Source organism: Vibrio sp. HM8-C (assembly GCF_058630515.1).
This window is the reverse complement of the sequence record NZ_JBMMKS010000002.1, coordinates 44,261-69,003: the sequence shown is the minus strand read 5'-3', so window position 1 is coordinate 69,003 and position 24,743 is coordinate 44,261. Positions and strand designations below refer to the sequence as shown.

At 44.8% G+C, this 24,743-nt stretch carries 18 protein-coding genes; 17 read left to right on the top strand and 1 reads right to left on the bottom strand.

Annotation, left to right across the window (positions count from 1 at the left end):
- The first annotated feature begins 108 nt into the window (after nucleotides 1-108).
- The 13 genes from lolA to nirD all read left to right on the top strand — a co-directional run bounded on the left by lolA (nucleotide 109) and on the right by nirD (nucleotide 19,486).
- The gene (gene lolA / locus ACOSVQ_RS03305; protein ID WP_491981165.1) at nucleotides 109-705 is read left to right on the top strand and encodes an outer membrane lipoprotein periplasmic chaperone LolA; all 597 of its coding nucleotides are present in this window, start codon (nucleotides 109-111) and stop codon (nucleotides 703-705) included.
- 24 nt (nucleotides 706-729) lie between these two features.
- The gene (locus ACOSVQ_RS03300) at nucleotides 730-2,079 is read left to right on the top strand and encodes a replication-associated recombination protein A (protein ID WP_491981164.1); all 1,350 of its coding nucleotides are present in this window, start codon (nucleotides 730-732) and stop codon (nucleotides 2,077-2,079) included.
- Nucleotides 2,080-2,181: 102 nt separating this feature from the next.
- The gene (serS, locus tag ACOSVQ_RS03295; protein ID WP_491981163.1) at nucleotides 2,182-3,489 is read left to right on the top strand and encodes a serine--tRNA ligase; all 1,308 of its coding nucleotides are present in this window, start codon (nucleotides 2,182-2,184) and stop codon (nucleotides 3,487-3,489) included.
- A 260-nt stretch (nucleotides 3,490-3,749) separates the two neighbouring features.
- Nucleotides 3,750-7,550: a polysaccharide lyase family 8 super-sandwich domain-containing protein gene (locus ACOSVQ_RS03290; protein WP_491981162.1), complete on the top strand. Its 3,801-nt coding sequence runs from the start codon at nucleotides 3,750-3,752 to the stop codon at nucleotides 7,548-7,550.
- 274 nt (nucleotides 7,551-7,824) lie between these two features.
- On the top strand, nucleotides 7,825-10,446 hold the full coding sequence (locus ACOSVQ_RS03285; RefSeq protein WP_491981161.1) for a nitrate reductase: 2,622 nt from the start codon (nucleotides 7,825-7,827) through the stop codon (nucleotides 10,444-10,446).
- A 10-nt stretch (nucleotides 10,447-10,456) separates the two neighbouring features.
- Complete coding sequence (gene cobA / locus ACOSVQ_RS03280; protein ID WP_491981160.1) at nucleotides 10,457-11,335, top strand: uroporphyrinogen-III C-methyltransferase; 879 nt, start codon at nucleotides 10,457-10,459, stop codon at nucleotides 11,333-11,335.
- Nucleotides 11,336-11,375: 40 nt separating this feature from the next.
- Nucleotides 11,376-12,332 carry a glycosyl transferase family protein gene (locus tag ACOSVQ_RS03275; RefSeq protein ID WP_491981159.1) on the top strand — a complete coding sequence of 319 codons (957 nt, stop codon included), beginning with the start codon at nucleotides 11,376-11,378 and terminating at the stop codon, nucleotides 12,330-12,332.
- A gap of 152 nt (nucleotides 12,333-12,484) precedes the next feature.
- A complete protein-coding gene (locus ACOSVQ_RS03270) occupies nucleotides 12,485-13,072 on the top strand; it encodes an ANTAR domain-containing response regulator (RefSeq protein WP_165311726.1) in 588 nt (195 codons plus the stop codon).
- 290 nt (nucleotides 13,073-13,362) lie between these two features.
- Nucleotides 13,363-14,745, top strand: a complete 1,383-nt coding sequence (locus ACOSVQ_RS03265) for a CmpA/NrtA family ABC transporter substrate-binding protein (RefSeq protein ID WP_491981158.1) — start codon at nucleotides 13,363-13,365, stop codon at nucleotides 14,743-14,745.
- A 93-nt stretch (nucleotides 14,746-14,838) separates the two neighbouring features.
- Nucleotides 14,839-15,807, top strand: a complete 969-nt coding sequence (locus tag ACOSVQ_RS03260; RefSeq protein WP_491981157.1) for an ABC transporter permease — start codon at nucleotides 14,839-14,841, stop codon at nucleotides 15,805-15,807.
- Between the two features lie 12 nt (nucleotides 15,808-15,819).
- Nucleotides 15,820-16,647 (top strand): ABC transporter ATP-binding protein, encoded by an 828-nt coding sequence (locus ACOSVQ_RS03255; RefSeq protein WP_165311723.1) that lies wholly within the window; start codon nucleotides 15,820-15,822, stop codon nucleotides 16,645-16,647.
- Nucleotides 16,648-16,661: 14 nt separating this feature from the next.
- Complete coding sequence (nirB, locus tag ACOSVQ_RS03250) at nucleotides 16,662-19,142, top strand: nitrite reductase large subunit NirB (RefSeq protein ID WP_491981427.1); 2,481 nt, start codon at nucleotides 16,662-16,664, stop codon at nucleotides 19,140-19,142.
- Nucleotides 19,143-19,144: 2 nt separating this feature from the next.
- Nucleotides 19,145-19,486 carry a nitrite reductase small subunit NirD gene (gene nirD / locus ACOSVQ_RS03245; RefSeq protein WP_491981156.1) on the top strand — a complete coding sequence of 114 codons (342 nt, stop codon included), beginning with the start codon at nucleotides 19,145-19,147 and terminating at the stop codon, nucleotides 19,484-19,486.
- Nucleotides 19,487-19,530: 44 nt separating this feature from the next.
- Here nirD and bioA read toward each other — a convergent pair whose 3' ends face one another.
- On the bottom strand, nucleotides 19,531-20,811 hold the full coding sequence (gene bioA / locus ACOSVQ_RS03240; protein ID WP_491981155.1) for an adenosylmethionine--8-amino-7-oxononanoate transaminase: 1,281 nt from the start codon (nucleotides 20,809-20,811) through the stop codon (nucleotides 19,531-19,533).
- A gap of 214 nt (nucleotides 20,812-21,025) precedes the next feature.
- Between bioA and bioB the strand changes: the two genes are divergently transcribed.
- Genes bioB through bioD form a run of 4 tightly spaced genes read left to right on the top strand, consistent with a single transcriptional unit; the run spans nucleotide 21,026 to nucleotide 24,708 of the window.
- Nucleotides 21,026-22,078 (top strand): biotin synthase BioB, encoded by a 1,053-nt coding sequence (gene bioB / locus ACOSVQ_RS03235; protein ID WP_491981154.1) that lies wholly within the window; start codon nucleotides 21,026-21,028, stop codon nucleotides 22,076-22,078.
- Entirely contained in the window at nucleotides 22,062-23,216 is a 1,155-nt protein-coding gene (gene bioF, locus ACOSVQ_RS03230) for an 8-amino-7-oxononanoate synthase (RefSeq protein WP_491981153.1), read from the top strand. Before bioB ends, bioF begins: the two co-directional genes overlap by 17 nt.
- Nucleotides 23,213-24,016: a malonyl-ACP O-methyltransferase BioC gene (bioC, locus tag ACOSVQ_RS03225; RefSeq protein WP_491981152.1), complete on the top strand. Its 804-nt coding sequence runs from the start codon at nucleotides 23,213-23,215 to the stop codon at nucleotides 24,014-24,016. The genes bioF and bioC overlap by 4 nt, the downstream gene beginning before the upstream one ends.
- Nucleotides 24,013-24,708, top strand: a complete 696-nt coding sequence (gene bioD / locus ACOSVQ_RS03220; protein ID WP_491981151.1) for a dethiobiotin synthase — start codon at nucleotides 24,013-24,015, stop codon at nucleotides 24,706-24,708. Before bioC ends, bioD begins: the two co-directional genes overlap by 4 nt.
- Nucleotides 24,709-24,743: the final 35 nt, after the last annotated feature.

Genomic DNA, 24,743 nt, shown 5'->3' with positions numbered 1-24,743 from the left:
CTTTTTTAAAAGTGGCGAGTTTCGAACTTTTTCCACACAAGGTTGACATAACTAGGAACAAACTCAGATATAACATCCTTACATCAAATGGCTAGGAGCCGAAAAGCAATGAAGAAATGGTTTGCTCTTTTAATGTGTAGTTTCTCTGTATTGGCGACACCGAAAGAGAATTTAAGTGAGCGTCTCGCATTAACCGATGGTTTCAGTGCGAAATTCCAACAACAAGTTGTCAGCCCAGATGGCGAAATTGTAATGGATGGCAGTGGCGTTGTGGATATTGCTCGTCCAAGTCTTTTCCGCTGGGAGACCCTTAACCCAGATGAAAATTTACTGGTTTCCGATGGTAAATCACTCTGGTATTACAGTCCGTTTATCGAGCAAGTAACCATATACAACCAAGAGCAAGCAATGGAACAAACGCCATTTGTATTGCTAACAAGGAATCGTTCAAGCGACTGGGATGCTTATAAAGTTGAGCAGGACAACGATGTTTTTACGTTAACGCCAACAGCTGTAGAATCGAATCAAGGTCAATTCCAAATTACGATTGATGTAAAAGGTGTGGTAAAAGGTTTTAATGTATTAGAACAAGATGGTCAAAAGAGCCTGTTTAGTTTTAATGACGTAAAACAGCAAAAGCCTGAAATGAATCGATTCACATTTAATGTTCCTGAAGGCGTGGAAGTTGATGACCAACGTAACTAACGATGGATCTAGGTAATTGGTACAGTGAGTAACTACTCTTTAGATTTTTCAGGGGACGAAGATTTTCGTCCCCTTGCTGCACGTATGCGTCCGCAAACCGTTGACCAGTATATTGGTCAGCAACACATTTTGGGTGTCGGCAAGCCATTGCGCAAAGCGTTGGAAGCTGGGCAAATCCATTCAATGATTCTTTGGGGACCTCCGGGGACCGGAAAAACCACACTTGCTGAAGTCGCCGCAAACTACGCGAATGCAGAAGTTGAGCGAGTTTCTGCGGTGACGTCTGGCGTCAAAGAGATCCGCTTAGCAATAGAAAAAGCGAGAGAGAACAAACTCACTGGTCGCAGAACCATCTTGTTCGTGGATGAGGTGCACAGATTTAACAAGTCACAGCAAGACGCTTTCTTGCCGCACATTGAAGATGGCACCGTGACTTTTATTGGCGCCACGACCGAAAATCCATCCTTTGAACTTAACAACGCTTTGCTGTCGCGAGCACGTGTTTATAAGCTGACTTCTCTGAGCAAAGATGAAATTCATCAGGCTCTGGATCAGGCGGTGAATGATTCTGAGCGAGGCTTAGGCAAAACCAAAGCGCTGTTTAAAGATAACGTTTTGGAGCGTTTATCAGAGCTGGTTAATGGTGATGCTCGAATGTCACTCAACTATCTTGAGCTGCTTTACGATATGGCTGACGAAGATAGCGAAGGACAGAAGCTGATTACATTGAGCCTACTTGCTGAAGTCGCCGGAGAGAAAGTTTCTCGCTTTGATAACAAAGGCGATATTTGGTACGACTTAATCTCTGCGGTTCACAAATCTATCCGTGGTTCAAACCCTGATGGCGCATTGTATTGGGCTGCCCGTATGATCTCGGCTGGATGTGATCCGCTATATATCGCTCGCCGTTTATTGGCGATTGCATCGGAAGACATCGGCAACGCCGATCCTCGCGCTATGCAAGTGGCTTTATCTGCATGGGATTGCTTCACCCGAGTGGGTCCGGCAGAAGGTGAACGAGCGATTGCTCAAGCTATCGTCTATCTCGCTTGCGCTCCAAAAAGTAATGCGGTGTATTCGGCGTGGAAGCAGGCGCTCTCTGATGCTCATAACCTTCCTGAATATGAAGTACCTCATCATTTGCGAAATGCGCCAACCAGCTTGATGAAGGATTTGGGCTACGGCGCTGAATATCGTTATGCCCACAATGAGCCAGGCGCCTATGCTGCCGGTGAACGCTATTTACCCCCTGAGATGACAGGAACTCGCTATTATCAGCCAACTAATCGAGGCCTAGAGACTAAGATTGGTGAAAAGTTAGATTATCTGGCGGATTTAGACGCAAAAAGCCCACAAAAGCGCTATGAAAAATAGTGTCTTTTCGTTATCTTTGACAAGTTAAAAATTCAATACGTATGGCCTGCTTAAAAAGCAAGCACATACGTCTTCTCGATACTCAAAAGCATAGGATTAACAATGCTGGATTCTAAATTACTTCGTACAGAGCTGGATGAAACAGCTGCAAAACTGGCACGTCGCGGTTTTAAACTCGACGTCGATACTATTCGTACACTTGAAGAACAACGTAAGTCCATTCAAGTAGAAGTTGAAAATTTACAATCCTCGCGTAATTCGATCTCTAAGCAAATCGGCCAATTGATGGCTCAAGGCGACAAAGATGGCGCTGAAGAGATTAAAAAACAAATTGGCTCTTTGGGTGACGACTTAGACGCAAAGAAAGCTGAGTTAGATGCTGTGCAAGCTCAGCTTGAAACTATTACTCAAACTGTGCCAAACGTACCAGATGATTCTGTGCCAGACGGCAAGGATGAGAACGATAACGTAGAAGTTGCGCGTTGGGGTGAACCAAAAACTTACGACTTTGAATTAAAAGATCACGTTGACCTTGGTGAAATGGGCGGCGGTCTTGATTTCGCTAGCGCAACCAAAATTACTGGTGCACGTTTTATCGTGATGAAAGGCCAATTTGCACGTCTACACCGTGCGATTGCTCAGTTCATGTTGGATCTTCACACTGAAGAGCACGGTTATACAGAAATGTATGTGCCTTACTTAGTCAATGCTGAAAGTTTGTTTGGTACTGGTCAGCTTCCTAAGTTTGGCAAAGACCTATTCCATACAGAACCTCTAACTGAAAAAGTGAATGACGAAGAACCACGTAAATTCTCTCTAATTCCAACGGCTGAGGTACCAGTAACAAACCTAGTTCGTGACACTATTACTGACGAAGCTGATCTTCCATTGAAGATGACAGCTCATACACCATGTTTCCGTTCTGAAGCTGGCTCGTATGGTCGTGATACTCGTGGTCTGATCCGTATGCACCAATTTGACAAAGTAGAGTTGGTTCAAATCACTCGACCTGAAGATTCAATGGATGCACTAGAAGAGCTAACTGCGCACGCTGAAAAAGTACTTCAGCTTCTAGAACTTCCTTACCGTAAAGTGGTTCTTTGTGCAGGTGATATGGGCTTCGGTTCTCGTAAAACTTACGATTTAGAAGTTTGGGTTCCAGCACAACAGACTTACCGTGAGATCTCTTCATGTTCAAACATGTGGGATTTCCAAGCGCGTCGTATGCAAGCTCGTTTCCGTCGTAAAGGCGAAAAGAAACCTGAACTTGTACACACGCTAAACGGTTCGGGTCTAGCTGTGGGACGTACAATGGTTGCAATTCTTGAAAACAACCAACTTGCAGACGGCCGTATCGAAGTTCCAGCAGTTCTTCAGAAGTACATGGGTGGCGCTACACATATTGGTTAATGATTATTAACTGATTAAGCGATGCTTACTAAACACCGAATTCGAAAGAGTTCGGTGTTTTTTTATGGGATAAAATCGAGACTGGTTTTCAAAAATTTGCGAATAGGTTCTTGGTTTTAAACAATTAAACTTAAATAACTAGAACTGTGCCGATGCAAATTGGTTCCTAAGTTTACGCATACTAAGTGACTCAATACCCTCTTCGGAATGTGATCTTTGTGCAAAAAGTTGCACGGACGATGTTTTGATAAGGAGCGATTGTGAAAACACTTAGACTATCGATGCTCGCCATTTCTATTACTATGATTGTTGGCTGTCACGAAGAAAATACAATTAACAATGCCCAGCAAGAGGATGGAAGTTATACGGCAAAAGTTATTGATGGTTATCTTCGCAATGCTTTGGTTTGGCTAGACTTGGATGGTGATTACCAGCGAGATGCCAATGAACCTTCAGCATATTCAAGTGAATTTGGAAACGTTGAATTAGATGTCAGTGAGCTGGGTCTTGACCCGACACATTATCCTCTAGTTGCACTGGCTCAAAAATATCAAACCATCGACGAAGACCATGGTGAGCGTATCAACAATAGTTATCTATTGATTGCTCCTCCTGGAATCAGAAACATCACACCTCTGTCTCACCTTGTCTATTCAAAGCAGCTTTCAGAAGGCTTGTCTTTTGAACAAGCGTCTCTAGAAATTGCCACACTAATGGAACAAGAAGACTCCGAAGATTTATTTGAAGATTACGTCGAGCAACAAAACAAAGAGATGCATGCAGTAGCGCGCAACTTAACCACAGTGATACCCGATTTGTTCCCAATATCAGAGCCTATCGTGCTGAAAGAATATCATCAAGGATTTGAGTCCGTTGTTTTAGCATTAATGAAATATAAAAAGAGAAAAGAGCTGAGTTCAGTGTATGTCGACTTTGATGCTTTGGAGCTCAACAGCATTGCAAACGATAAGCTAATAATCGGAGATAGTGATCTCCTCTCTTTATTCTTTGAAGAGCGTGACACTGATGAGGATGGCATCACTGATGGGGAAGACTCCGATGATGATGGTGATGGCATCTTGGATGAACTTGATGACATGCCAAGAAACGCGACAGAATCTGAAGACAGTGATTTGGATGGTATTGGTGACACTTTAGATATCGCTCCTAAGGAGCCAAATCGACATGCAGAAAGTTTTTCATTGCCGTCAGCAATCCAACTACAAAGCAAATACATCGCTGTCAAAAAGCTGAGAGAGAAAATAGAGCGTATGGCTATAAACCATGACGCAGACGTTGGACCCGGTGAGAAAATACACTTGGTGATTGAAAAAATCCGCCAAGCTGAGGCTTCTGCATTACAAGATTTTAAAACTCAACGTGATAGTGATGAAAGGAAAAAAGCAGAGATAAAACCGCTGACAGATTTGGAGCTGCTTCAACAGAGAATCGTGTCTGATTTGATATCAAAACAAGCAGTCGAGGCAGTAAGGCTGAATAGTTCGATCATTTTGCTAGCCGATAAACTTTTAGCAGCGATGGACAATAATGGTAGTGAATTGGGGAGCAGCCAAGACTCTTTTGATCCAAGCAATGGACTGACCCAAATAAACCCAAATGACATGAAAATCATCGCAGCTGCTTATTTCGAGACCGGTATTAATCAATATCAGGAAGTTATAACGAAGCTACTCAATCACTTGCTGGACGATAATTCAAAGGAACATCAGTGGTGGACGAAACAAGGAATATCACATGTTCTTAGTGAAGTTGCGTTATTCATGGGGGATGCTCTTTCACAGGAAGTAAGAGACAAAATAGCAGCGAGGTTACCAACTCAATTGAAGGCTGAAAAATATTCTGCCGAATATCATGATTTGGTCATTGGTATGATTTTCAACGGCCTTTTAACAAATCAAAGCCTACAAATTAAAACTGCGTTGTATGAGGTAGAGAGTGCGATTGAGGTAACGACTCTAGATGGGATCCAGCCCGATTGGTCTTTTCATCAAAACGGACCGCAATTGTACTTTGGTGTTTATGGAGAGGATTTCTTAACTACGGCTTTAGATTGGGCATACAAGGTTCAAGGCTTGGAGTGGGAATTCTCATCTGAAAAAATCGGCATATTGGCAAGCTTCTATTTAGAAGGATTACGTTGGGCGAACAGAAATGGACAGTTAGATTACAACGTAATTGGTAAAGGTATCGCACATGTCAAACCTGATCTAGGAACACCATTTTCCGCCTCACAAGATCCACTCTCAAACCTAGAGAAAATAAAGACCTTAGCTCAGGAGAAAATGGGCCATGATGGTCAAACAAATTTTCCTTATGTGAGAGGGTTTAAACATTTCTGGCGCAGTGATTACACTGTGACGGCGACAGATGATTTTATGTTCGGAATAAAAATGAACTCAAATCGGACATCTCCAACAGAAAATAGCAATGGAGAAAACTTACTTGGTTACTGGTTAGGTTTTGGCAGTACGTTTCTTATGCAAACGGGTCAGGAGTATCACAACATTTTCCCTGTTATGGATTGGACAAAAATCCCCGGAGTGACGGCTCCTGAATATAAGGAAGCACCTTATTTCGGCGGCAAGCCAATGCAAAATGTTGAATTTGTCGGGGCAGCCAGCAATCAGAGAATTGGTGTCTCCACAATGATCATGGATATGACCATTGACCATAAAGAAAAAACGGATGTTACACCTGAACGGTCTGAACGTATCAAATTAGGCTCGGCAATTGGTAAGACACATGCTCATAAATCGTGGTTTAGTTTTGAAGACCAGATTGTCGCTTTAGGGGCGGGAATTAGCTCCACACATGCGGAAGATGTAAATACTACCATTAATCAGACATTGTTAAATGGGATAGTAAGTACTCAGAATTCAGCCGGTTTAGCGAACGGAGAACATAAGGTTTTGAATAGCCGATGGTTACATCACGACGGTGTTGGGTATGTTTTCTTTGACGACTCACCTCGAAATGCATCATTAAAGACTCGATTAGGTGCTTGGTCAGACATCAATAAACATGCATCCAGAGAGATACTATCAAAAGACGTATTTACTCTTACAATCCCTCACGGCACAAAGCCTAGCTCCGCTAGTTATCAGTATATTGTTTTGCCTAAAAGGACTGAACAAGAGGTTATAGATTATCAGCAGTCTATGCCTGTCGTTGTGCTGTCAAATACCATCCGGATTCAAGCGGTAGAAGATACCAAAAGAAAAATAGTCAGTGCAGTGTTCTTTTCAGCTGGTGAATTGAATGTACCTGATGGAGTAAAAATAAAAGTTGATCACCCGTGTGTGCTTATCCTCGATAGGAGTGGACCGACTATACAAGCTACGGTATCAACACCGGGTAAATTCTATGGCGCAGTAACAATAACTGTAATTGATGGTAGCGAGTTGAAAACTCAACGGGTTGTCACACCAGGTGGTGAGTCTCATATGGGAAGTAGTGTGTCGTTCGATTTTGAAGTGGGTCAAGATCCATCGGTAATTGATAAGCCGGACGAAAAGCGAGCTTATATGACGCTGTTGCCCACCGAAGACCTGTTTGTTCAAGGTACGCCGCGTGACTATGATCACTACGGACAAAGTGGTTACATGCAAGTAAAAAATGGGGTTGGAGTTAACGACCGCAAAATACTTATTCGCTATGACCTAAACCAAGTGAACGAGCAAGCGTATAGTAGAGCGACATTGCGCCTGTTCGTTCGAGGTATTGAGAACAAGTGGGAGTTCAAACGTGCAATCGTTGCTAGAACAGTTCATACGACTGATTGGAATGAGGTCAACACTACTTATAGTTCATTCCCCCATGTGACTTGGATAATTGAGTCTCCAGCGACTTATTTAGGCGAGGAGGCAGAAGGACAGTGGGTTGATATCGATGTGACAGATTTGGTGCTTGCCGTTCAGCCGGAGCAGAAGAACAACCTAGTTTTTGAACTTGCTGATTTAACAGAAGATTATGCGGGTGACTATGTAAGTTTTGCTACAAGAGAATTTGGCTACAAAGGTCCGCAGCTAATTTTGGAATAACGTGTGCTGGAAGTGGATGGATACTTCTTTGGGGTTAGTGTGTTCGTTACTGTTTGGAGCAGGTTTGCACACAGTTAGTGCGCTACAGATTCACTCAATAAAACTAAGTAAATGATTTATATAGGTAAAACTTTTGGCATCGGTATTGCTATAAAGAAATCAACCAAATCTGATTATAGTTAACTTGCCCAAGTTAATGGTTATAGGCAAAGGCGCCTTACTTCTTAAAGAAGTAAGGCGCCTTTTTATTTGTCATAAGAGCAGGGAAGTGATGATGGCAGTAAACAAAATTCAATCCACATGCCCCTATTGTGGTGTCGGTTGCGGAGTGACGGCGAACAAAGATTCGATTGTGGGTGATAAGCAACATCCTGCGAATCAGGGCGCTTTATGTGTTAAAGGCTCAGCGTTAAAAGAAAGCTTAGCCATGCCATCTCGCCTTCTGTATCCAAAAATGAAGGGCAGAGAAATTTCTTGGGATCAGGCAAGTGATGAGATCGCATTCAGAATCCATCAAGCCGTGATTAACCACGGTCCAGACTCAGTGGCGATGTATGTTTCCGGACAGATTCTGACGGAAGATTACTACGTAGCGAACAAATTGATGAAAGGCTACGTGGGGAGCGCAAACATCGACACCAACTCCCGTCTCTGTATGTCTTCGGCGGTAGCCGCCCATGTGAGAGCGTTCGGTGAAGATGTTGTACCGGTCAACTACGACGACATCATGCACACAGATTTGTTGGTGCTCGTTGGTGCGAATACGGCTTGGACACACCCTGTATTGTTTCGTCGTATTCAACAAGCCCGTGAAAACAATCCCGAATTAAAACTGGTGGTCATTGACCCAAGAAGAACCGTGACCGCTGAACAGGCAGACTTGCACCTTGCGATCGAAAACGATGGCGATGTCCTGCTATACAACGGTTTAATGCGCTTTTTGATTGATAACGATGCGCTGGACGAAAGCTTTATCGATGCGTCTACGGAAGGCTTTTCCGAGCTGTTCAATGAAGTGAAATCTGAGCGTTATACCTTAGAAAGTGTTGCTCGTTCACTCGGTTTGAATGTGAGTGATGTCGGAACTTTTTATCGCTGGTTTAGCAACAAGCCAAAAGCGCTGACTCTATTTTGTCAGGGTGTGAATCAGTCAGAAACCGGCGTTGATAAAGGTAACGCAATTATCAATGCACACCTTGCCTGCGGAAAAATTGGTAAGCAAGGAAGCGGTCCATTTTCACTGACCGGACAACCCAATGCGATGGGCGGAAGAGAGGTTGGAGGGCTAGCAAACCAGCTCGCTGTGCATCGTGGTTTTGATTCTGAATCGGTACGTTTGGTTCAAGAATTTTGGCAGTCACCATCGATTGCTAACAAACCGGGCTTGAAGGCTGTAGATCTCTTTGAAGCGGTCGAAGCAGGGAAAATCAAAGTGCTTTGGGTGATGGCAACGAACCCTGTGGTTTCTTTGCCTAATAGTGACCAAGTGCGCAGAGCCCTTGAGCAATGTGAGTTTGTTGTGGTTTCCGATATCACGGAGCAGAGTGATGTGGCAGCGTATGCAGATCTTGTATTACCTGCCGCAGGTTGGGGAGAAAAGCAGGGTATGGTGACGAACTCAGAACGTCGCTTGTCTCGTCAACGCGCCTTTTTACCTGCTCCGGGTGAAGCAAAACCAGACTGGTGGGCAATTACCCAAGTGGGCCAGAAACTTTGTGAAAAACTCGATTGTGAGTCAGGTTTTGAGTTTAAGAGTGAAGCTGATGTTTTCCGTGAGTTTGCAGGGTTAAGCTCGATCAACACCCATTCACATTACCTGTTCGATCTGTCTAAGTTCGCTTCGATTTCAGATGAAGAATACGCAACTTGGCAGCCGACGCAGTGGCCACTAGATAGCGAAGCGCCTTATCGTGATGGCGTATTTTCTACCGCTTCAGGTAAAGCCCAATTTGTAGCGGTAAAGGCACTTGTGGAAGCTAATCATGGCTGGTGGCTAAATACGGGTAGGCAGCGTGACCAATGGCACACCATGACTCGTACAGGTCATGTTGCCAAACTAGCTGCCGGTGAAGTTGAGCCAACGATTTATGTCAATAAACTCAGCGCGGAGACAATAGGTTTAAAAGAAGGCAATTGCGCAGCACTTCGCAGCGTTTCTGATGAATCAGACTCGTGCATTTTCGCTAAGGTGAAGTTTGACGACGGTCTGTCTGGCAAGCAGCTATTCATGTCAATGCATTGGGCTGGGCGCTACAGCGCGCAGTCTCAAGTTAACCGCACGGTTTCAAGCATTGTTGACCCTATTTCAGGTCAACCGGCATTCAAGTCTTCGAACGTTCACATAGCTCCTGTGCAAATGCAAAGCTTCGGTCTGTATGTCGGACAAGAGAGGGACTTACCTTGCAGCGACTATCGTAGTTGTCAGGTGGATGACGGCGGCATTGTGGTCCGTTTTGCAAACCTGACAGCTTTAGACAAATCCATGTTTGCGATTAACCAAGGAGAGAAAGTTTTCAGCTGGGATCTGCCTGATGGTTGGATGATGGTGGTTGGTCGTCAAACGGGCAATCAGCCGCTAATGACAGTAACCGGTGTGGTGCTTGTTTCTCCTCAACCATTGGAACAAGACTACAACGCCATCACATCGCTTATCGGTCAGCCCCTTAGCCTCAATTCCATCATCTCCATAGCGGGTGAAAAAGCACAAAGTCAGTTGGTGTGCAGCTGTTTTCGGGTCACAGATAAGCAGATACAAAATGCCATTGAGCAGGATGGCTGCGTAACGTTAAATCAGCTGCAATCCAAACTGAAATGCGGCTCAAATTGCGGCTCATGTGTGCCCGAAGTGAACAAGATTCTTAAAAGTTATCAAACAATTGCTGTGAGCAAGGCATAAGGAGTTTGCGATGAAAATGCGATCCAACACAACCGTTCGTACACCAGAAAGCTTTACTGTACATGAACGTCATTACTGTGAAACGCCTACTTTGACTCGCCGCAGTTCTTCGAGTGACAAACAAGGCTTTGTTTATCTTGTTGGAGCAGGGCCGAATGATCCTGATTTATTAACGGTGAAAGCGCTGAAAGTGATTCAAACAGCCGATGTTGTCGTTTATGACCGATTGGTTGGGCGTGACATTCTCGACCTTGTTAATCCTGACGCGGAGATGGTTTATGTCGGCAAGCGCTGTGGATTACCAAGTCTTAAGCAGGAGGAAACCAACCGCTTGCTGGTAGAGTTTGCACAGAAAGGATTGCAAGTTGTGCGTTTAAAAGGTGGAGACCCATTTATATTCGGTCGTGGAGGTGAAGAAGCGCTGGAATTGGTTAAGCACAATATCGCTTATCAGGTGATTCCGGGGATTACTGCAGCTATCGGCTGTTCGTCCAGCGCGCTTATTCCCCTCACGCACCGTCAGGTTGCTCGCAGCGTTACTTTAATTACAGGTCAGGTTGTGACAGGGGCTTTGCCTGCTTGGGCTGGGCTGGTAGCCAGTGGTCAAACGCTGGTTTTCTATATGGGACTTGAAAATGCGAGTTCGATTCAAAAAGGCTTAATGCAGCACGGTCTATCGGCGGAAACTCCGGTTGCTGTGGTTGGCCAAGGCTGTTCTGCAAATCAAACTGTGGTGACTTTTGAGCTTCATCAACTTACACAAACGGCTGAAGACCTAAAAGGTTTAAGTCCGGCATTGATTATTATGGGCGATGTCGTCAAGCTTAGAGAGCAGTTAATTCAGACCGCGCAAACGACACGTATGCAAGCGGAATCTGCGTATTTATAAACTGTCCTGTTACTAATGATCAGTAAGCGATGAGGTTGTCATGAGCATAATTAAAGAGTGTATTCGAACCGTTGGACGAGGAGAGCGAGGAAGAAAGCCGCTTTCATTTGATCAAGCATTTCAGGTGATGGACGAATATCTCAGTGGCGAATTCGACGATGATCAGATGGCGATGTTACTCATGCTGATACGAGTGCAGAACGAAACCAATGATGAAATTGCAGGATTCGTGAAAGCCTTTCAGTCTCGTGTTCCTAATTTGGGCGCTGATATCGACTGGCCTTGCTACGCTGGTAAACGAGCATCGGCGGGTAAACCATGGCATTTATTAGCTGCGAAAATTCTTGCCGACAACGGATTCAAAGTACTTCTTCATGGTTATAACGACAAACCTGCATCCCGAGAGCACGCGGAAGATTACCTGCCTACTTTCGGTATTCCAATGGCATCAGATACTGAACATGCACAGCTTTTACTTCAAACAGTCGGTATTGCTTATCTGCCGCTGAACGCTTTTGCACCTCAAGCCGAACTGATGATCAGTTGGAAAAACCGTTATGGTTTAAGAACGCCAATTAACACAGTAGTGCGCGCTCTAAACCCTGGCGGTGGCAAGATTGGGATTCGAGGAAGCTTTCATCCAGGTTTTCAACAATTGCACGCTGAAGTGGAGCATGTGATTGGTAAGACATCACACGCCGTTATTTCGTTTAAAGGCGTCTCTGGAGAGTCCGAATACAATCCTAAAGTGAGTCAAACTGTTTGGTTGAGTCAGCCAACAGGCGTTGAGTCTTTTTATTGGCCTGAACAGTACATCTCGGAAATCGAAACTTTAGCGGTATGCCCGATGAAAACGCCCTCTGAAGAGATGTCGATGATGGCAAATACTGTGGTATCCACTATGGCGGCGGTACTCTTTGCCGAGTTTCATGACAGAGAGAAGGCGTTTGAAAGTGCGTACACATACTGGAAGGCTTATGTGCTATCTCACGTATAATCTCTCTGCTCAGTATTCTATACCCACAAAGTGGTATATATTTTCATTTAATGCCTGTAACGCATTGTTTTTAATTAAATAAATATCAAATTTAAAACTGGTACATTCTTTGCTCAATTGAATATAGGGTTCAATGAATACAGGGAATGGTTATGTCTCTTTCAACAACGTCTCAACCAGTGATAGTTTGTAGTGATAGCATCAGTGATCAAGCGGGTCTCAGCGCTAAACTTGCTCTTCATTATGACCATATTGTTGCGTGTCAGTTGGTACAACTAGAGCAAATGGTTGGGCGTGAAAAACGCTCAACCGTGGTTGTATCTTGGCGCCAGCCAACCGCTGAATTACGTTTGATTGTTGAATTTTGCAAGGATAAACAAGTTCCTCTTCTTGTGATTCTTAAACAACTAAATTCTAATGATATCAATAGACTGCCAGAGTCTAACGACTTCGTTATCCTGCCTTTTGATTCATCTTTTGACCTAAAGCCTTGGATAGAGTATTCCGTTCAGGTTCGCGAAAAAAGCATAGCGCTGCAAAAAGAAATTCATCAGCTCACTTCTAAGTTAGAAGAGAGAAAATGGATTGAAAAAGCCAAAGGACTATTGATGAGAATGCATGCTCTTGATGAAGAGAATGCTTACCGCGTATTAAGAAGTTCAGCGATGCAATCGAGCCTAACTATGGCGCAAGTAGCAAAGAATGTGATTCATACCTTTGATAGTATTAGTGCTAATTAATACTTTGGGGGTAGAGGAAAATTGTTCATTTGGTGCAGGTTGCACTTAGAAATGCAGATTAATCCTCATAAAAATAAGTGTTGTGTTTTAAGTGATTGAAAAGTAGTAACTATAAAAATTGGCATATAAATTGGATTACTATTTTTAGACAAAATTTGGTGTAAGTTGTGAAACTTATGTTCTGACATCATCAACGGCGGTGATGAAAGAAATAGCAAAGGCGCTACTGCTCATTCGGGCAGTAGCGCCTTTTTGTTTTTGGGTTCGTTATAAGGAAAGGGAGTATTGCTATGCAATATATCAAGCCATGGATGCGCACTTTAGTGCTAGGCGCTTCACTTGCAACTTCAGCTTCACTGATCAGTACCCATGCGTACGCACAAATCGGTGAGCCTGAAATTGAAGATTTAAAATTTGGCTTTATTAAGCTGACGGATATGGCTCCACTTGCTGTGGCTTATGAGCAAGGCTTTTTCGAAGATGAAGGCTTGTACGTTACTTTGGAAGCTCAAGCAAACTGGAAAGTGTTATTGGATCGCGTCATTGACGGTGAGTTAGATGGCGCTCACATGCTGGCGGGTCAGCCTCTAGGCGCCACTATTGGTATTGGGACCAAGGCAGAAGTTGTTACCGCATTTAGCATGGATTTGAATGGCAATGCCATTACCGTATCCAACAACACTTGGGAGCAGATGAAGCCATTTCTTGCTAAAGAAAGTGATGGAAAAATTGCTCACCCAATTAAAGCGGATGCTTTAAAGCCGGTAGTGACGAAATATCGTGACCAAGGCAAATCGTTCAATATGGGTATGGTATTCCCAGTTTCTACACATAACTATGAGTTACGTTACTGGCTAGCCGCTGGTGGCATCAATCCAGGCTATTACGCTCCGGCTACAGGTGATAACAGTGGTCAGCTAAAAGCGGATGTTTTGCTGAGTGTGACACCACCTCCTCAAATGCCATCAACGATGGAAGCGGGCACCATTGAAGGTTACTGCGTTGGTGAACCTTGGAACCAACAAGCAGTGTTCAAAGGTATCGGTGTTCCTGTTGTCACGGATTACGAGATCTGGAAAAACAACCCAGAGAAAGTTTTCGGTGTATCAAAAGCTTGGGCTGAAAAGTACCCGAATACCCATTTACGTGTAGTAAGAGCGCTAATTCGTGCGGCGTATTGGTTGGACGAAAACAACAACGCCAACCGCCAAGCAGCTGTGAATCTGTTAGCGAAAAGCCAATACGTAGGTGCGGATGCAGAAGTGATTGCCAACTCAATGACAGGTACGTTTGAGTACGAGAAAGGCGATAAGCGTGAAGTGCCAGATTTCAACGTATTCTTCCGCCACAACGCAACTTACCCATATTACAGCGATGCAATTTGGTATCTAACACAGATGCGCCGCTGGGGACAAATTCCAGAGCAGAAAACGGATGATTGGTACATGCAAGTTGCTAAGGAAGTTTATCGTCCAGACATCTATCAACAGGCCGCTCAATCTCTGATTGAAGATGGCACCCTAACTACGAAAGATTTTCCTGATTTCAACAAAATGGATGGGTTCCGCGAGCCGCAAAAACACTTTATCGACAACATCGTTTATGACGGTCATCAGCCAAATGCATATCTAGAGAAGTTCTCTATTGGCTTGAAAGGTAAAGACAAAGTTTAAGTGTCAGTCTTGGAGGCACTTAGGTGTCTCCAAGCAAAAAGATTCACATGGAAGTCGTAGGGCGAACAGACCCTAAAAGCCAAGGAGTTTGCTATGTCGAGCAATGTTATTTCACTGATTCCGAGCCGCACACAGGTTGTCAGCCGCAGCAAAATGTTGCTATGGCCATTACTGGGAATCTGCTTTTTTCTGATGTTCTGGCATTTGGCTGCCAAACAGGTTGAGACCTCATTGGGCGCTCTGCCTGGGCCGGTGCAAACTTTTACTCAGTTTACCAACTTGATTGATGAACATTTACAGGAGCGTGAAAAAGAGCACGCTTTTATCGAAAAACAACAGAAGCGCAATGAAGCCAAACTGGCGAAGGATCCAAATGCAGAAGTGAAGATTCGCCCGTACACAGGTAAACCAACCTTTTTTGACCAGATCGGTACCAGCCTTGTAACTGTGGCGGCGGGATTTATGTTGGCTTCGGTTATCGCCATTCCGCTTGGCATCGTACTGGGTCTTAACCAGGGGATGTATCAAGCGTTTAACCCAATTATTCAACTGCTTAAACCAGTATCACCACTCGCTTGGTTGCCTATTGTGACCATGGTGGTGAGTGCGACATACGTCAGTGATGACCCGTTGTTTGCGAAATCTTTTGTGAACTCTCTATTTACCGTCGCGCTTTGTAGTTTGTGGCCAACGCTGATCAACACTGCTGTGGGCGTGACCAGTGTGGATAAAGACCTACTGAACGTAAGTAAGGTGTTACGCCTTTCTTGGTGGGCACACATTCGTACTATCGTACTGCCGTCAGCCATTCCAATGATTTTCACCGGATTACGTCTCTCTCTTGGTATCGCTTGGATGGTTTTGATCGCCGCTGAAATGTTGGCGCAAAACCCAGGCTTAGGAAAATTTGTGTGGGATGAATTCCAAAATGGCAGCTCAGCTTCTCTGGGCAGAATCATGGTGGCGGTATTTGTGATTGGTTTTATCGGTCTGCTACTCGACAGAGGCATGCTCAAACTGCAAAAACGCCTGTCTTGGAACAAACAACAAGAGCTTCGCTAAGGGAGAATTCTCATGTCAAAAGCATTTTTAGATTTATCACAACTCGGCATGCGTTTCCCAACGCCACAAGGTGAATTTGTGGCTCTGAAAAACGTCAATCTTCAGATTCAAAAGGGCGAGTTTGTATCATTAATCGGGCATTCAGGCTGCGGTAAGTCAACCGTGTTAAACCTCGTTGCTGGGCTGCATAACCCGACCGATGGGGGGGTAATTCTGGATGGACGTGAAGTCGATGGCCCAGGGCCAGAGCGTGCCGTTGTGTTCCAGAACCACTCTTTATTGCCTTGGCTAACCGTGTATCAAAACGTTGAGCTGGCTGTTAAGCAAATCGCTAAGGGTAAGTCAAAAAGCTGGGTCAAAGAGCAGGTGGACCACTATCTGAATCTGATTCAAATGGATCACGCAGCAGATAAAAAACCTGATGAAATTTCAGGCGGCATGAAACAGCGCGTAGGTATTGCCAGAGCCTTGGCTTTACAGCCAAAAGTGTTGCTTATGGACGAGCCGTTTGGTGCTTTGGATGCGTTAACACGTGCTCGTCTACAAGACGCCACTATGGAAATTCAGGCTGAATTGAACAACACCGTCATCATGATTACTCACGATGTGGATGAAGCGGTACTGCTATCAGACAAGATCATCATGATGACTAATGGTCCTGCTGCAACTGTGGGCGAAGTGCTTGAGATAGAACTACCAAGACCTCGTGATCGAGTGGCATTAGCGGACAACCCGACGTATCAAAAATATCGTCAATCTGTACTGCGCTTTTTGTATGAAAAGCAAACGAAAACTGAGGCAGCTCAAAAGGTTGCTGCTCCTATGGCAAAAACGGCTTAAGGAAGAATCTCATGATGGAACATATCGTTATTGTCGGCAATGGAATGGTTGGACATCACCTAGTTGCCAAATTGGTCGAGCAGCAAGCTCACTTGGAAAAACGTATTACGGTTATTGGTGAAGAGCGTTTCATCGCTTATGACCGAGTTCAACTGTCATCGCTGTTCTCTGGCAAGTCACACGAAGACTTAATGCTGAGCAGCGAAGAGTGGTATCAAAAACACGGCATCAATTTGATTTTGGGCAGTGAAGTTACCGCAATTAACCGTGTACAGAAAAGCATCATCTTAGATGGTGATGATGTGTTGGGTTATGACACGCTTGTGCTAGCCACGGGTTCTTACCCATTTGTACCACCAGTGCCGGGTCATGAGCGTGACGGTATCTTTGTCTATCGTACACTCGATGATTTGTCATCGATCCGCAGTGCTTGTGACAAAGCAAAAACTGGCGCGGTGATTGGTGGTGGTTTGCTTGGTCTTGAAGCGGCGAACGCATTGCGTCTTCTCGGTGTGGAAACACACGTTATTGAATTCGCACCTCGCTTAATGCCTGTTCAGCTAGACGATGGCGCAGGTTCGGTTCTGAAAGAGAAAATCGAAAAGCTGGGTCTAAAAGTGCACACATCAACGGCAACAGAAAAGATCATTGATGGTGAAACAGCGAAACACCGTATGGTGTTTAAAGATGCACAACCTCTTGAAGTGGATGTGATTGTCTTCTCAGCAGGCATCCGCCCGCAGGATACTCTTGCTCGTCAGTCTGGACTCGAGATCGGAGAGCGCGGTGGTATCGTCATTAATGACAGCTGCCAAACCAGTGATGCAAACGTTTACGCGATTGGTGAATGTGCACTTTGGCAACAACGTATCTTCGGTCTGGTTGCACCGGGATATGCAATGGCGCGCGCGGTTGCTGGACAAATTATGGGGCAAGGCGGTGATTTCACTGGCGCAGATATGAGTACCAAACTCAAACTTCTGGGTGTAGATGTTGCTTCAATTGGCGATGCGCAAATGCAAACCGAAGGTGCTCAAGAGTTAGTACTTCAAGATACCTGTAGCGGTAGTTACAAAAAGCTGGTGGTTGACCAAAGTGGTACTCAGCTTTTAGGTGCAATTCTTGTCGGTGATAACTCTGATTACGACGCGCTATTACAAGCGTACTTAAACAAAACGGTATTGCCAGAGCATCCGGCTTATTTGTTGTTTGATACTTCATCGCTCAGTGGCGAAGTATCAGACGATACTATGATCTGTTCATGTCATAACGTGACGAAAGGTACGCTAGTTAAAGCCATTCATGCAGGCGCCGTTGAACTGAATGACTTGAAAGCGGTAACCAAAGCAGGTACTGGCTGTGGCGGCTGTTCTAGCATGGTGAAATCCGTTCTCGATGCAGAGTTGGTCGCTATGGGTATGGAAGTGAACAATCACGTTTGTGAGCATTTTGAGTATTCGCGCCAAGAGCTCTTCCACATCTGTCAGGTTGAAGAGATTAAAGACTTCGACACCTTGCTGGAAAAACATGGTCATGGTTTAGGGTGTGATTTATGTAAACCAACAGCGGCATCTATTTTCGCTTCCTTGTGGAATGAACACATTATGGAACCTCAGTTGAGCCGTTTGCAGGACACCAATGATGCGTTCATGGCAAACATGCAAAAAGACGGATCTTACTCGATTGTTCCTCGTGTTCCAGGTGGTGAAATAACACCGGACAAACTGATTGTGTTGGGTGAAGTGGCTAAGAAATACGACCTTTACACTAAGATCACTGGTGGACAGAGGGTCGACCTGTTTGGTGCGCAAATGGAACAGTTACCTGAAATCTGGCGTGAACTGATTAACGCAGGTTTTGAAACTGGACATGCCTACGGTAAATCACTACGTACTGTGAAGTCTTGCGTTGGTTCAACATGGTGTCGCTACGGTGTGGACGATTCCGTCGGCTTGGCGATTGAGCTAGAAAACCGTTACAAGGGTCTACGTTCACCACACAAACTCAAATTCGCTGTATCGGGTTGTACTCGTGAATGTGCCGAAGCACAAAGCAAAGATATTGGTGTGATAGCAACTGAAAATGGCTGGAACCTTTACGTTTGCGGTAACGGTGGTATGCGTCCACGTCACGCAGACTTACTTGCATCCGACCTTTCAAAAGAGCAGCTAATTGCACTGATTGACCGTGTCCTTATGTTCTATGTTCGTACTGCCGATAAATTGCAACGTACATCGGTATGGCTGGAGAACTTAGAGGGTGGATTGGACTACCTAAAACAAGTGGTCATTGATGATTCTCTAGAGTTGTGTGAACAGTTAGAGCAGCAGATGTCCCATGTGATCAATTCTTACCAATGTGAGTGGAAGAGTACGGTGGAATCCGAAGAAAAATTGCGTAAATTCCGCCCATTTATTAACCACCAAGAGGGAAGCATGGCTCTGCCATATCAACGCATACGCGAACAGCGCATCCCAGTAGTTCAGGAGCTTTAATCATGATGGAACGTATTTGTAAACTGGATGACTTAATGCCTTTGCAAGGGTGTGGCGCTTTGATTGGTGGTGAACAAGTCGCGCTGTTTTTTGTTCCCCATACGGAGCAGCAAGTCTTTGTGGTACAAAACTGGGACCCAATTGGACAGGCAAACGTAATTAGCCGAGGAATTGTGGGTGATGTAAAAGGAGAGCTCTGTGTGGCTTCTCCTCTTTACAAGCAGCACTTTAAACTTGAAACCGGTGAGTGCGTTGAAAAACCAGAATTTCAGTTAAAAACGTGGTCCGTGTTTATCAAAGAAGGAGAAGTGTATCTAGCAAGCTCAAATGTTGCTGCTGCTTAACCACACCTTGGTTAAACGCCATGGATTCAAACACATGGCGTTTTTTATTGATTAAAACACTCGGGTGTATTTAGCGCAGACTTAATCGCCGTGAGCAATTTATTAAGATGCTCAGGCTGACTAATGTAAGGTGGCATGATGTAAATCAGGCGTCCGAAAGGTCGAATCCATACTCCCAATTCGACAAACAGCGCCTGTATGATTTCCATATTGACTGAGTGATGTGTCTCTATCACACCAATCGCGCCTAAATATCGCACCTGTTTCACTTGCTCAAAGGCTTCGAACTTCACCAATTCCTCAGCAAAGAAGGATTCGATCTGTTGCACCTGCTGCTTCCATTTCCCGCTTGCGATGATATCTAGGCTGGCAGAAGCCACTGCACAGGCTAGGGGATTGCCCATAAAAGTGGGTCCGTGCATAAAGCAACCCGCTTCGCCACCACAAACCGTATCGGCGACTTTCTTGGTTGTGAGGGTCGCGGAAAGTGTCATGTAACCCCCCGTTAGTGCTTTACCTACGCACAAAATGTCCGGTTGGATCTCTGCATGTTCACACGCAAACAGTTTTCCAGTACGACCAAAGCCGGTCGCGATTTCATCCAGTATCAACAGTAAGTTGTGTTCGTCACAAAGCTGTCTAACTCGGCGTAGAAATTCAGGGTGATAGATACGCATGCCCCCTGCACCTTGCACGATTGGCTCTAATATCACAGCGGCTAGCTGTGAGTGATGCTGGGCTATTTTCTCCCGAAAATCATCGATGTCGGATTCATCCCAAGGCTGCCAAAAACCACCTTGAGGTGACTGAGCAAAGATATGTTGTGGCAGAAAACCTTTATAGAGGTTGTGCATCGAATTATCAGGATCAGTCACCGACATAGCGGCAAAGGTATCACCATGATAACCATGACGCAGCGTAAGGAATTTTGAGCGGCTTTCACCTTTGGCGTGCCAATACTGCAACGCCATTTTTAGGCTTACTTCGACCGCAACTGAACCAGAATCAGCCAGAAAAACGTGCTGCAAGTTGTTAGGCGCTATGGCAAGCAACTTTTTACATACATCAATCGCAGGTTGATGAGTAATTCCGCCGAACATCACATGTGACATTTTATTGATTTGGTTATGGGCTGCTTGATTGAGCTCTGGATGATTGTAGCCATGAATTGCCGACCACCACGAAGACATACCATCCACCAGTGCCGTTTCATCTTCTAAATACAAGTAAACACCTTGTGCATGACTGACAGGATAGCAGGTCAGAGGCGTGAGAGTTGAAGTATAGGGATGCCAGATGTGCTGGCGATCAAAGGCTAAATCCATGCTATAAACTCGCAAATAAAATGATTAATAAATAATCTATCGTAAACTTTGTGATCTTTGTTGTGTTGACAGTCTATCGTGTGTCGTTAGACTAACCAAGCATAAATGCCTAGATATGTTCGGATTTTATTCGAGCAGGTAAGTGGATTCTCGCTAAGTAAATAGGTGCCACGCGCAGTCAGGCAAACAACAATAATTTTGATAAGGATTACACGTGGAAGTTCGTCATAACTGGACTGTGTCTGAAGTAAAGGCACTGCTTGAAAAACCATTCATGGATCTGCTGTTTGAAGCTCAGTTGGTTCATCGTCACTATCAGCCTCACAACTATGTCCAAGTAAGTACTCTGCTTTCCATCAAAACAGGTGCTTGTCCGGAAGATTGTAAATATTGCCCTCAAAGTGCGCATTACCGCACCGACGTAGAAAAAGAGCGTTTAATGGAAGTAGAGCGTGTGCTTGATGCAGCGCGTAAGGCGAAAAATTCAGGCTCGACTCGATTCTGTATGGGTGCGGCTTGGAAAAATCCAAAGAGCAGAGATATGCCTTATCTGAAGGAGATGATTTCTGGCGTTAAGAATATGGGATTAGAAACCTGTATGACACTTGGCATGCTGAATGCGGAACAAGCTAATGAACTGGCTGAAGCTGGGCTTGATTACTATAACCATAACCTCGATACCTCGCCTGAATACTACGGAAACATCATTACTACCCGAACCTATCAAGACCGCTTAGATACCCTTTCACATGTTCGTGATGCGGGAATGAAGATCTGTTCTGGTGGCATCATCGGCATGGGTGAAAGCACTAACGACAGGGCTGGTTTGTTGGTCGAACTGGCTAACTTATCGGTTCAGCCAGAAAGTGTGCCAATTAACATGTTGGTGAAAGTGAAAGGCACACCGCTTGAAGATGTGGAGGATGTAGAACCTTTTGATTTCATCCGCCTCATTGCTGTGGCTCGTATCATGATGCCTAAGTCGGCAGTTCGACTGTCTGCGGGTCGTGAGAAAATGAATGAGCAAATGCAAGCTCTGTGTTTTATGGCGGGAGCTAACTCAATTTTCTATGGCTGCAAGTTGTTAACGACACCAAACCCAGCCGAAGACAGCGATATGTTGCTATTTAAAAAGCTGGGCATTAATAGTCAGCAAGTCGTTCAAAAGCCTGATGAGATTGCTGAAAACGAACTGTTGGATCGTGTTGTCGAACGTGTAGCGTCTCGCCCTACGGCAGACGATTTATTCTATGACGCTACAGTTTAAATCTCGCGTTCAAGGGGCATTGCTGGAAAGGCAAAACTTGGGACTAACGCGCTCACTGAATGTGTTAGATGCTGGTAATCAAGTTTCGACTCGTTGTGGTGGTGCCAAGTTTGTTAACTTCTCCAGCAACGATTATCTGGGTTTAGCTTCGGATAAAGCGCTGGTGGAAGCGTGGCAAAAAGGCTTGGATATTTACGGCGCAGGTAGTGGTGCATCCTCTTTGGTTACAGGTTTTTCTCCGGCACACGCCAGTTTGGAGAGTGCGCTTTGTGAATGGCTAGGGTTTGAAAGAGCAGTGTTGTTTGGTTCGGGGTTTAGCGCCAATCAAGCGTTGCTTTTTACTCTGATGCGCAAAGGCGACCTGTTACTGCAAGATAAGCTGAATCATGCATCTTTAATGGAAGCTGGAATGCTGTCTGAAGCAACAATGAAGCGCTTCAAGCACAACGATGTTCAACACCTCTCTAAGCTACTTTCGGGTGATGAAAATACACTGGTGGTAACGGAAGGGGTGTTTAGCATGGATGGCGATTTGTCGCCGCTTACCTATATCCATCACATCACTCGTGAAAACGCATGGTTGATGGTTGATGATGCTCACGGCGTTGGCGTTCTCGGTGAATACGGTGCAGGCAGTTGTGATTGCATGGGTATCAAACCAGAAATATTAGTGGTGACTTTTGGCAAGGCTTTCGGGCTGTCTGGAGCCGCTATTTTATGTAGCGCAGAATTAGGTAACTACCTCACGCAGTTTGCTCGTCACCACGTTTATTCAACAGCCATTCCTCCTTCTCAGGCGTTCGCGATCACTCATGCTATTGGCATGATACAAACGCAAGAGTGGCGTCGAGAAAAACTGAGAGAGCTTTCTATCGTGTATGACGAACAGCTTCAGTCTGTAGAAGGCTATGTGAAAAACGCTACTCCGATCAAACCTTTCATCTTAGGTACGGCTGAGAAGGCTATAAACGCCTCACGCCAATTAAAAAATGAGGGATTTTGGATGACGGCTATCCGCCCACCTACTGTACCTGAAGGATCAGCAAGACTTCGTATTACGTTAACAGCGAATCACAGTGTCCAAGATGTTTCGAAGTTAGCTAGTGCTTTGATCAAGACCATGGAGTCGACGTTATGAGCGAACTGGCTTTTAAACCTGAATTTGAAATCAAAGACAAAAGCGCCATATCACAAGCCTTTAGCAAGGCTGCGGCTAGCTATGACAAACATGCTGCATTTCAGCGCGATGTCGGTCATCGTCTCTTGCAAAAGTTACCACTGGACTTAACTGGGCTTACTGCTCTCGACCTTGGTTGCGGGACAGGGTATTTCTCGCATCAATTAAAGCGTTTAGGCGCAACTGTTGTTTGTGCTGATCTCTCGCCAGCGATGTTAGAACAAGCTCAACTGCGTTGTGGCGATGATGCTATGACTTACGTACTCGCAGATGCGGAGTCTTTGCCGTTTAGCGATGGTGACTTTGACATTGTTTTTTCTAGCTTAGCTTTGCAGTGGTGTGATGACTTGTCTGTTCCGCTTAGTGAAATACGCCGAGTGCTCAAACCATTAGGTCGAGCCTATTTTTCGACTTTACTTGATGGTTCATTGATTGAACTTAAACGGTCGTGGGCGAAAATTGATTCTCATCAACATGTTAACGACTTCATCTCATTCAATCAGGTAAAAATTGCGTTAGCGCAAGCCGAGATCTCAAAGCATCACTTAAACTCACCTTCAATGATTGTTTGGTATGACACTGCTTTTGAATTAATGCGCGATTTAAAGGGCATTGGAGCGAATCATATTCATTCAAGAACTCAGGGGTTGACGGGGAGGCGGGCACTGACTCGAGTAGAGCAGGCCTATGAGCAATTTCGAAGTCAGCAAGGTTCTTTACCTGCAACGTATCAGGTTTGTTTAGGGGTAATTTATCGATGATAAATGCATTATTTATTGCGGGTACGGATACCGATGTTGGTAAAACAGTGGCTTCAAAAGCGATATTGCAAGCAATTGCCAGTAAAGGCTTTACAACCATTGGCTATAAGCCAGTAGCCGCAGGATGTGAGAGAACAGAGCAAGGGTTACGAAACTCAGATGCGCTGCACCTTATGAAAGTGGCAACACAAGAAATGCCGTATGAAGACGTCAATCCATACGCGTTAGAACTTGCTGCATCTCCACACATAGCAGCAAAACACGAACACTTGACTATCGACTACAAGGTGCTGAGTGACAAACTGGATTACCTGAAAACCAAAGCTGATACAGTTTTGGTTGAAGGTGCGGGTGGCTGGAGAGTGCCAGTATCCGATACAGATTGTTTGTCATCTTGGGTTAAACAAGAAAAACTGCCAGTCGTGCTTGTTGTCGGCGTAAAACTAGGCTGCCTTAGCCACGCCATTTTGACAGCAGAAAGCATTGAAGCTGATGGTTTAAATATTGTTGGCTGGGTAGCGAACCGCATTAACCCAGGTACCGAACATTACGCTGAAATTATTGAGATACTGGAGTCTCGAATCAAAGCACCTAAATTGGGTGAGATTCCATATGTACCGAGTGCTAAACGTAGCGAACTAGGTAAATACATTAATCTTGAACCTTTGATGGAAAAAGAACTGGTTTATTAACGTTGCTCAATAAGCAGAAATTGAAAACAAGAAAG

Bases quoted from the DNA above. Each gene is read 5' to 3' on its own strand.
- lolA (WP_491981165.1), top strand. From the start codon at position 109: ATGAAGAAATGGTTTGCTCTTTTAATGTGTAGTTTCTCTGTATTGGCG.
- serS (WP_491981163.1), top strand. From the start codon at position 2,182: ATGCTGGATTCTAAATTACTTCGTACAGAGCTGGATGAAACAGCTGCA.
- ACOSVQ_RS03285 (WP_491981161.1), top strand. From the start codon at position 7,825: ATGGCAGTAAACAAAATTCAATCCACATGCCCCTATTGTGGTGTCGGT.
- cobA (WP_491981160.1), top strand. From the start codon at position 10,457: ATGAAAATGCGATCCAACACAACCGTTCGTACACCAGAAAGCTTTACT.
- ACOSVQ_RS03275 (WP_491981159.1), top strand. From the start codon at position 11,376: ATGAGCATAATTAAAGAGTGTATTCGAACCGTTGGACGAGGAGAGCGA.
- ACOSVQ_RS03270 (WP_165311726.1), top strand. From the start codon at position 12,485: ATGTCTCTTTCAACAACGTCTCAACCAGTGATAGTTTGTAGTGATAGC.
- ACOSVQ_RS03265 (WP_491981158.1), top strand. From the start codon at position 13,363: ATGCAATATATCAAGCCATGGATGCGCACTTTAGTGCTAGGCGCTTCA.
- ACOSVQ_RS03260 (WP_491981157.1), top strand. From the start codon at position 14,839: ATGTCGAGCAATGTTATTTCACTGATTCCGAGCCGCACACAGGTTGTC.
- ACOSVQ_RS03255 (WP_165311723.1), top strand. From the start codon at position 15,820: ATGTCAAAAGCATTTTTAGATTTATCACAACTCGGCATGCGTTTCCCA.
- nirB (WP_491981427.1), top strand. From the start codon at position 16,662: ATGGAACATATCGTTATTGTCGGCAATGGAATGGTTGGACATCACCTA.
- nirD (WP_491981156.1), top strand. From the start codon at position 19,145: ATGATGGAACGTATTTGTAAACTGGATGACTTAATGCCTTTGCAAGGG.
- bioA (WP_491981155.1), bottom strand. From the start codon at position 20,811: ATGGATTTAGCCTTTGATCGCCAGCACATCTGGCATCCCTATACTTCA.
- bioF (WP_491981153.1), top strand. From the start codon at position 22,062: ATGACGCTACAGTTTAAATCTCGCGTTCAAGGGGCATTGCTGGAAAGG.
- bioC (WP_491981152.1), top strand. From the start codon at position 23,213: ATGAGCGAACTGGCTTTTAAACCTGAATTTGAAATCAAAGACAAAAGC.
- bioD (WP_491981151.1), top strand. From the start codon at position 24,013: ATGATAAATGCATTATTTATTGCGGGTACGGATACCGATGTTGGTAAA.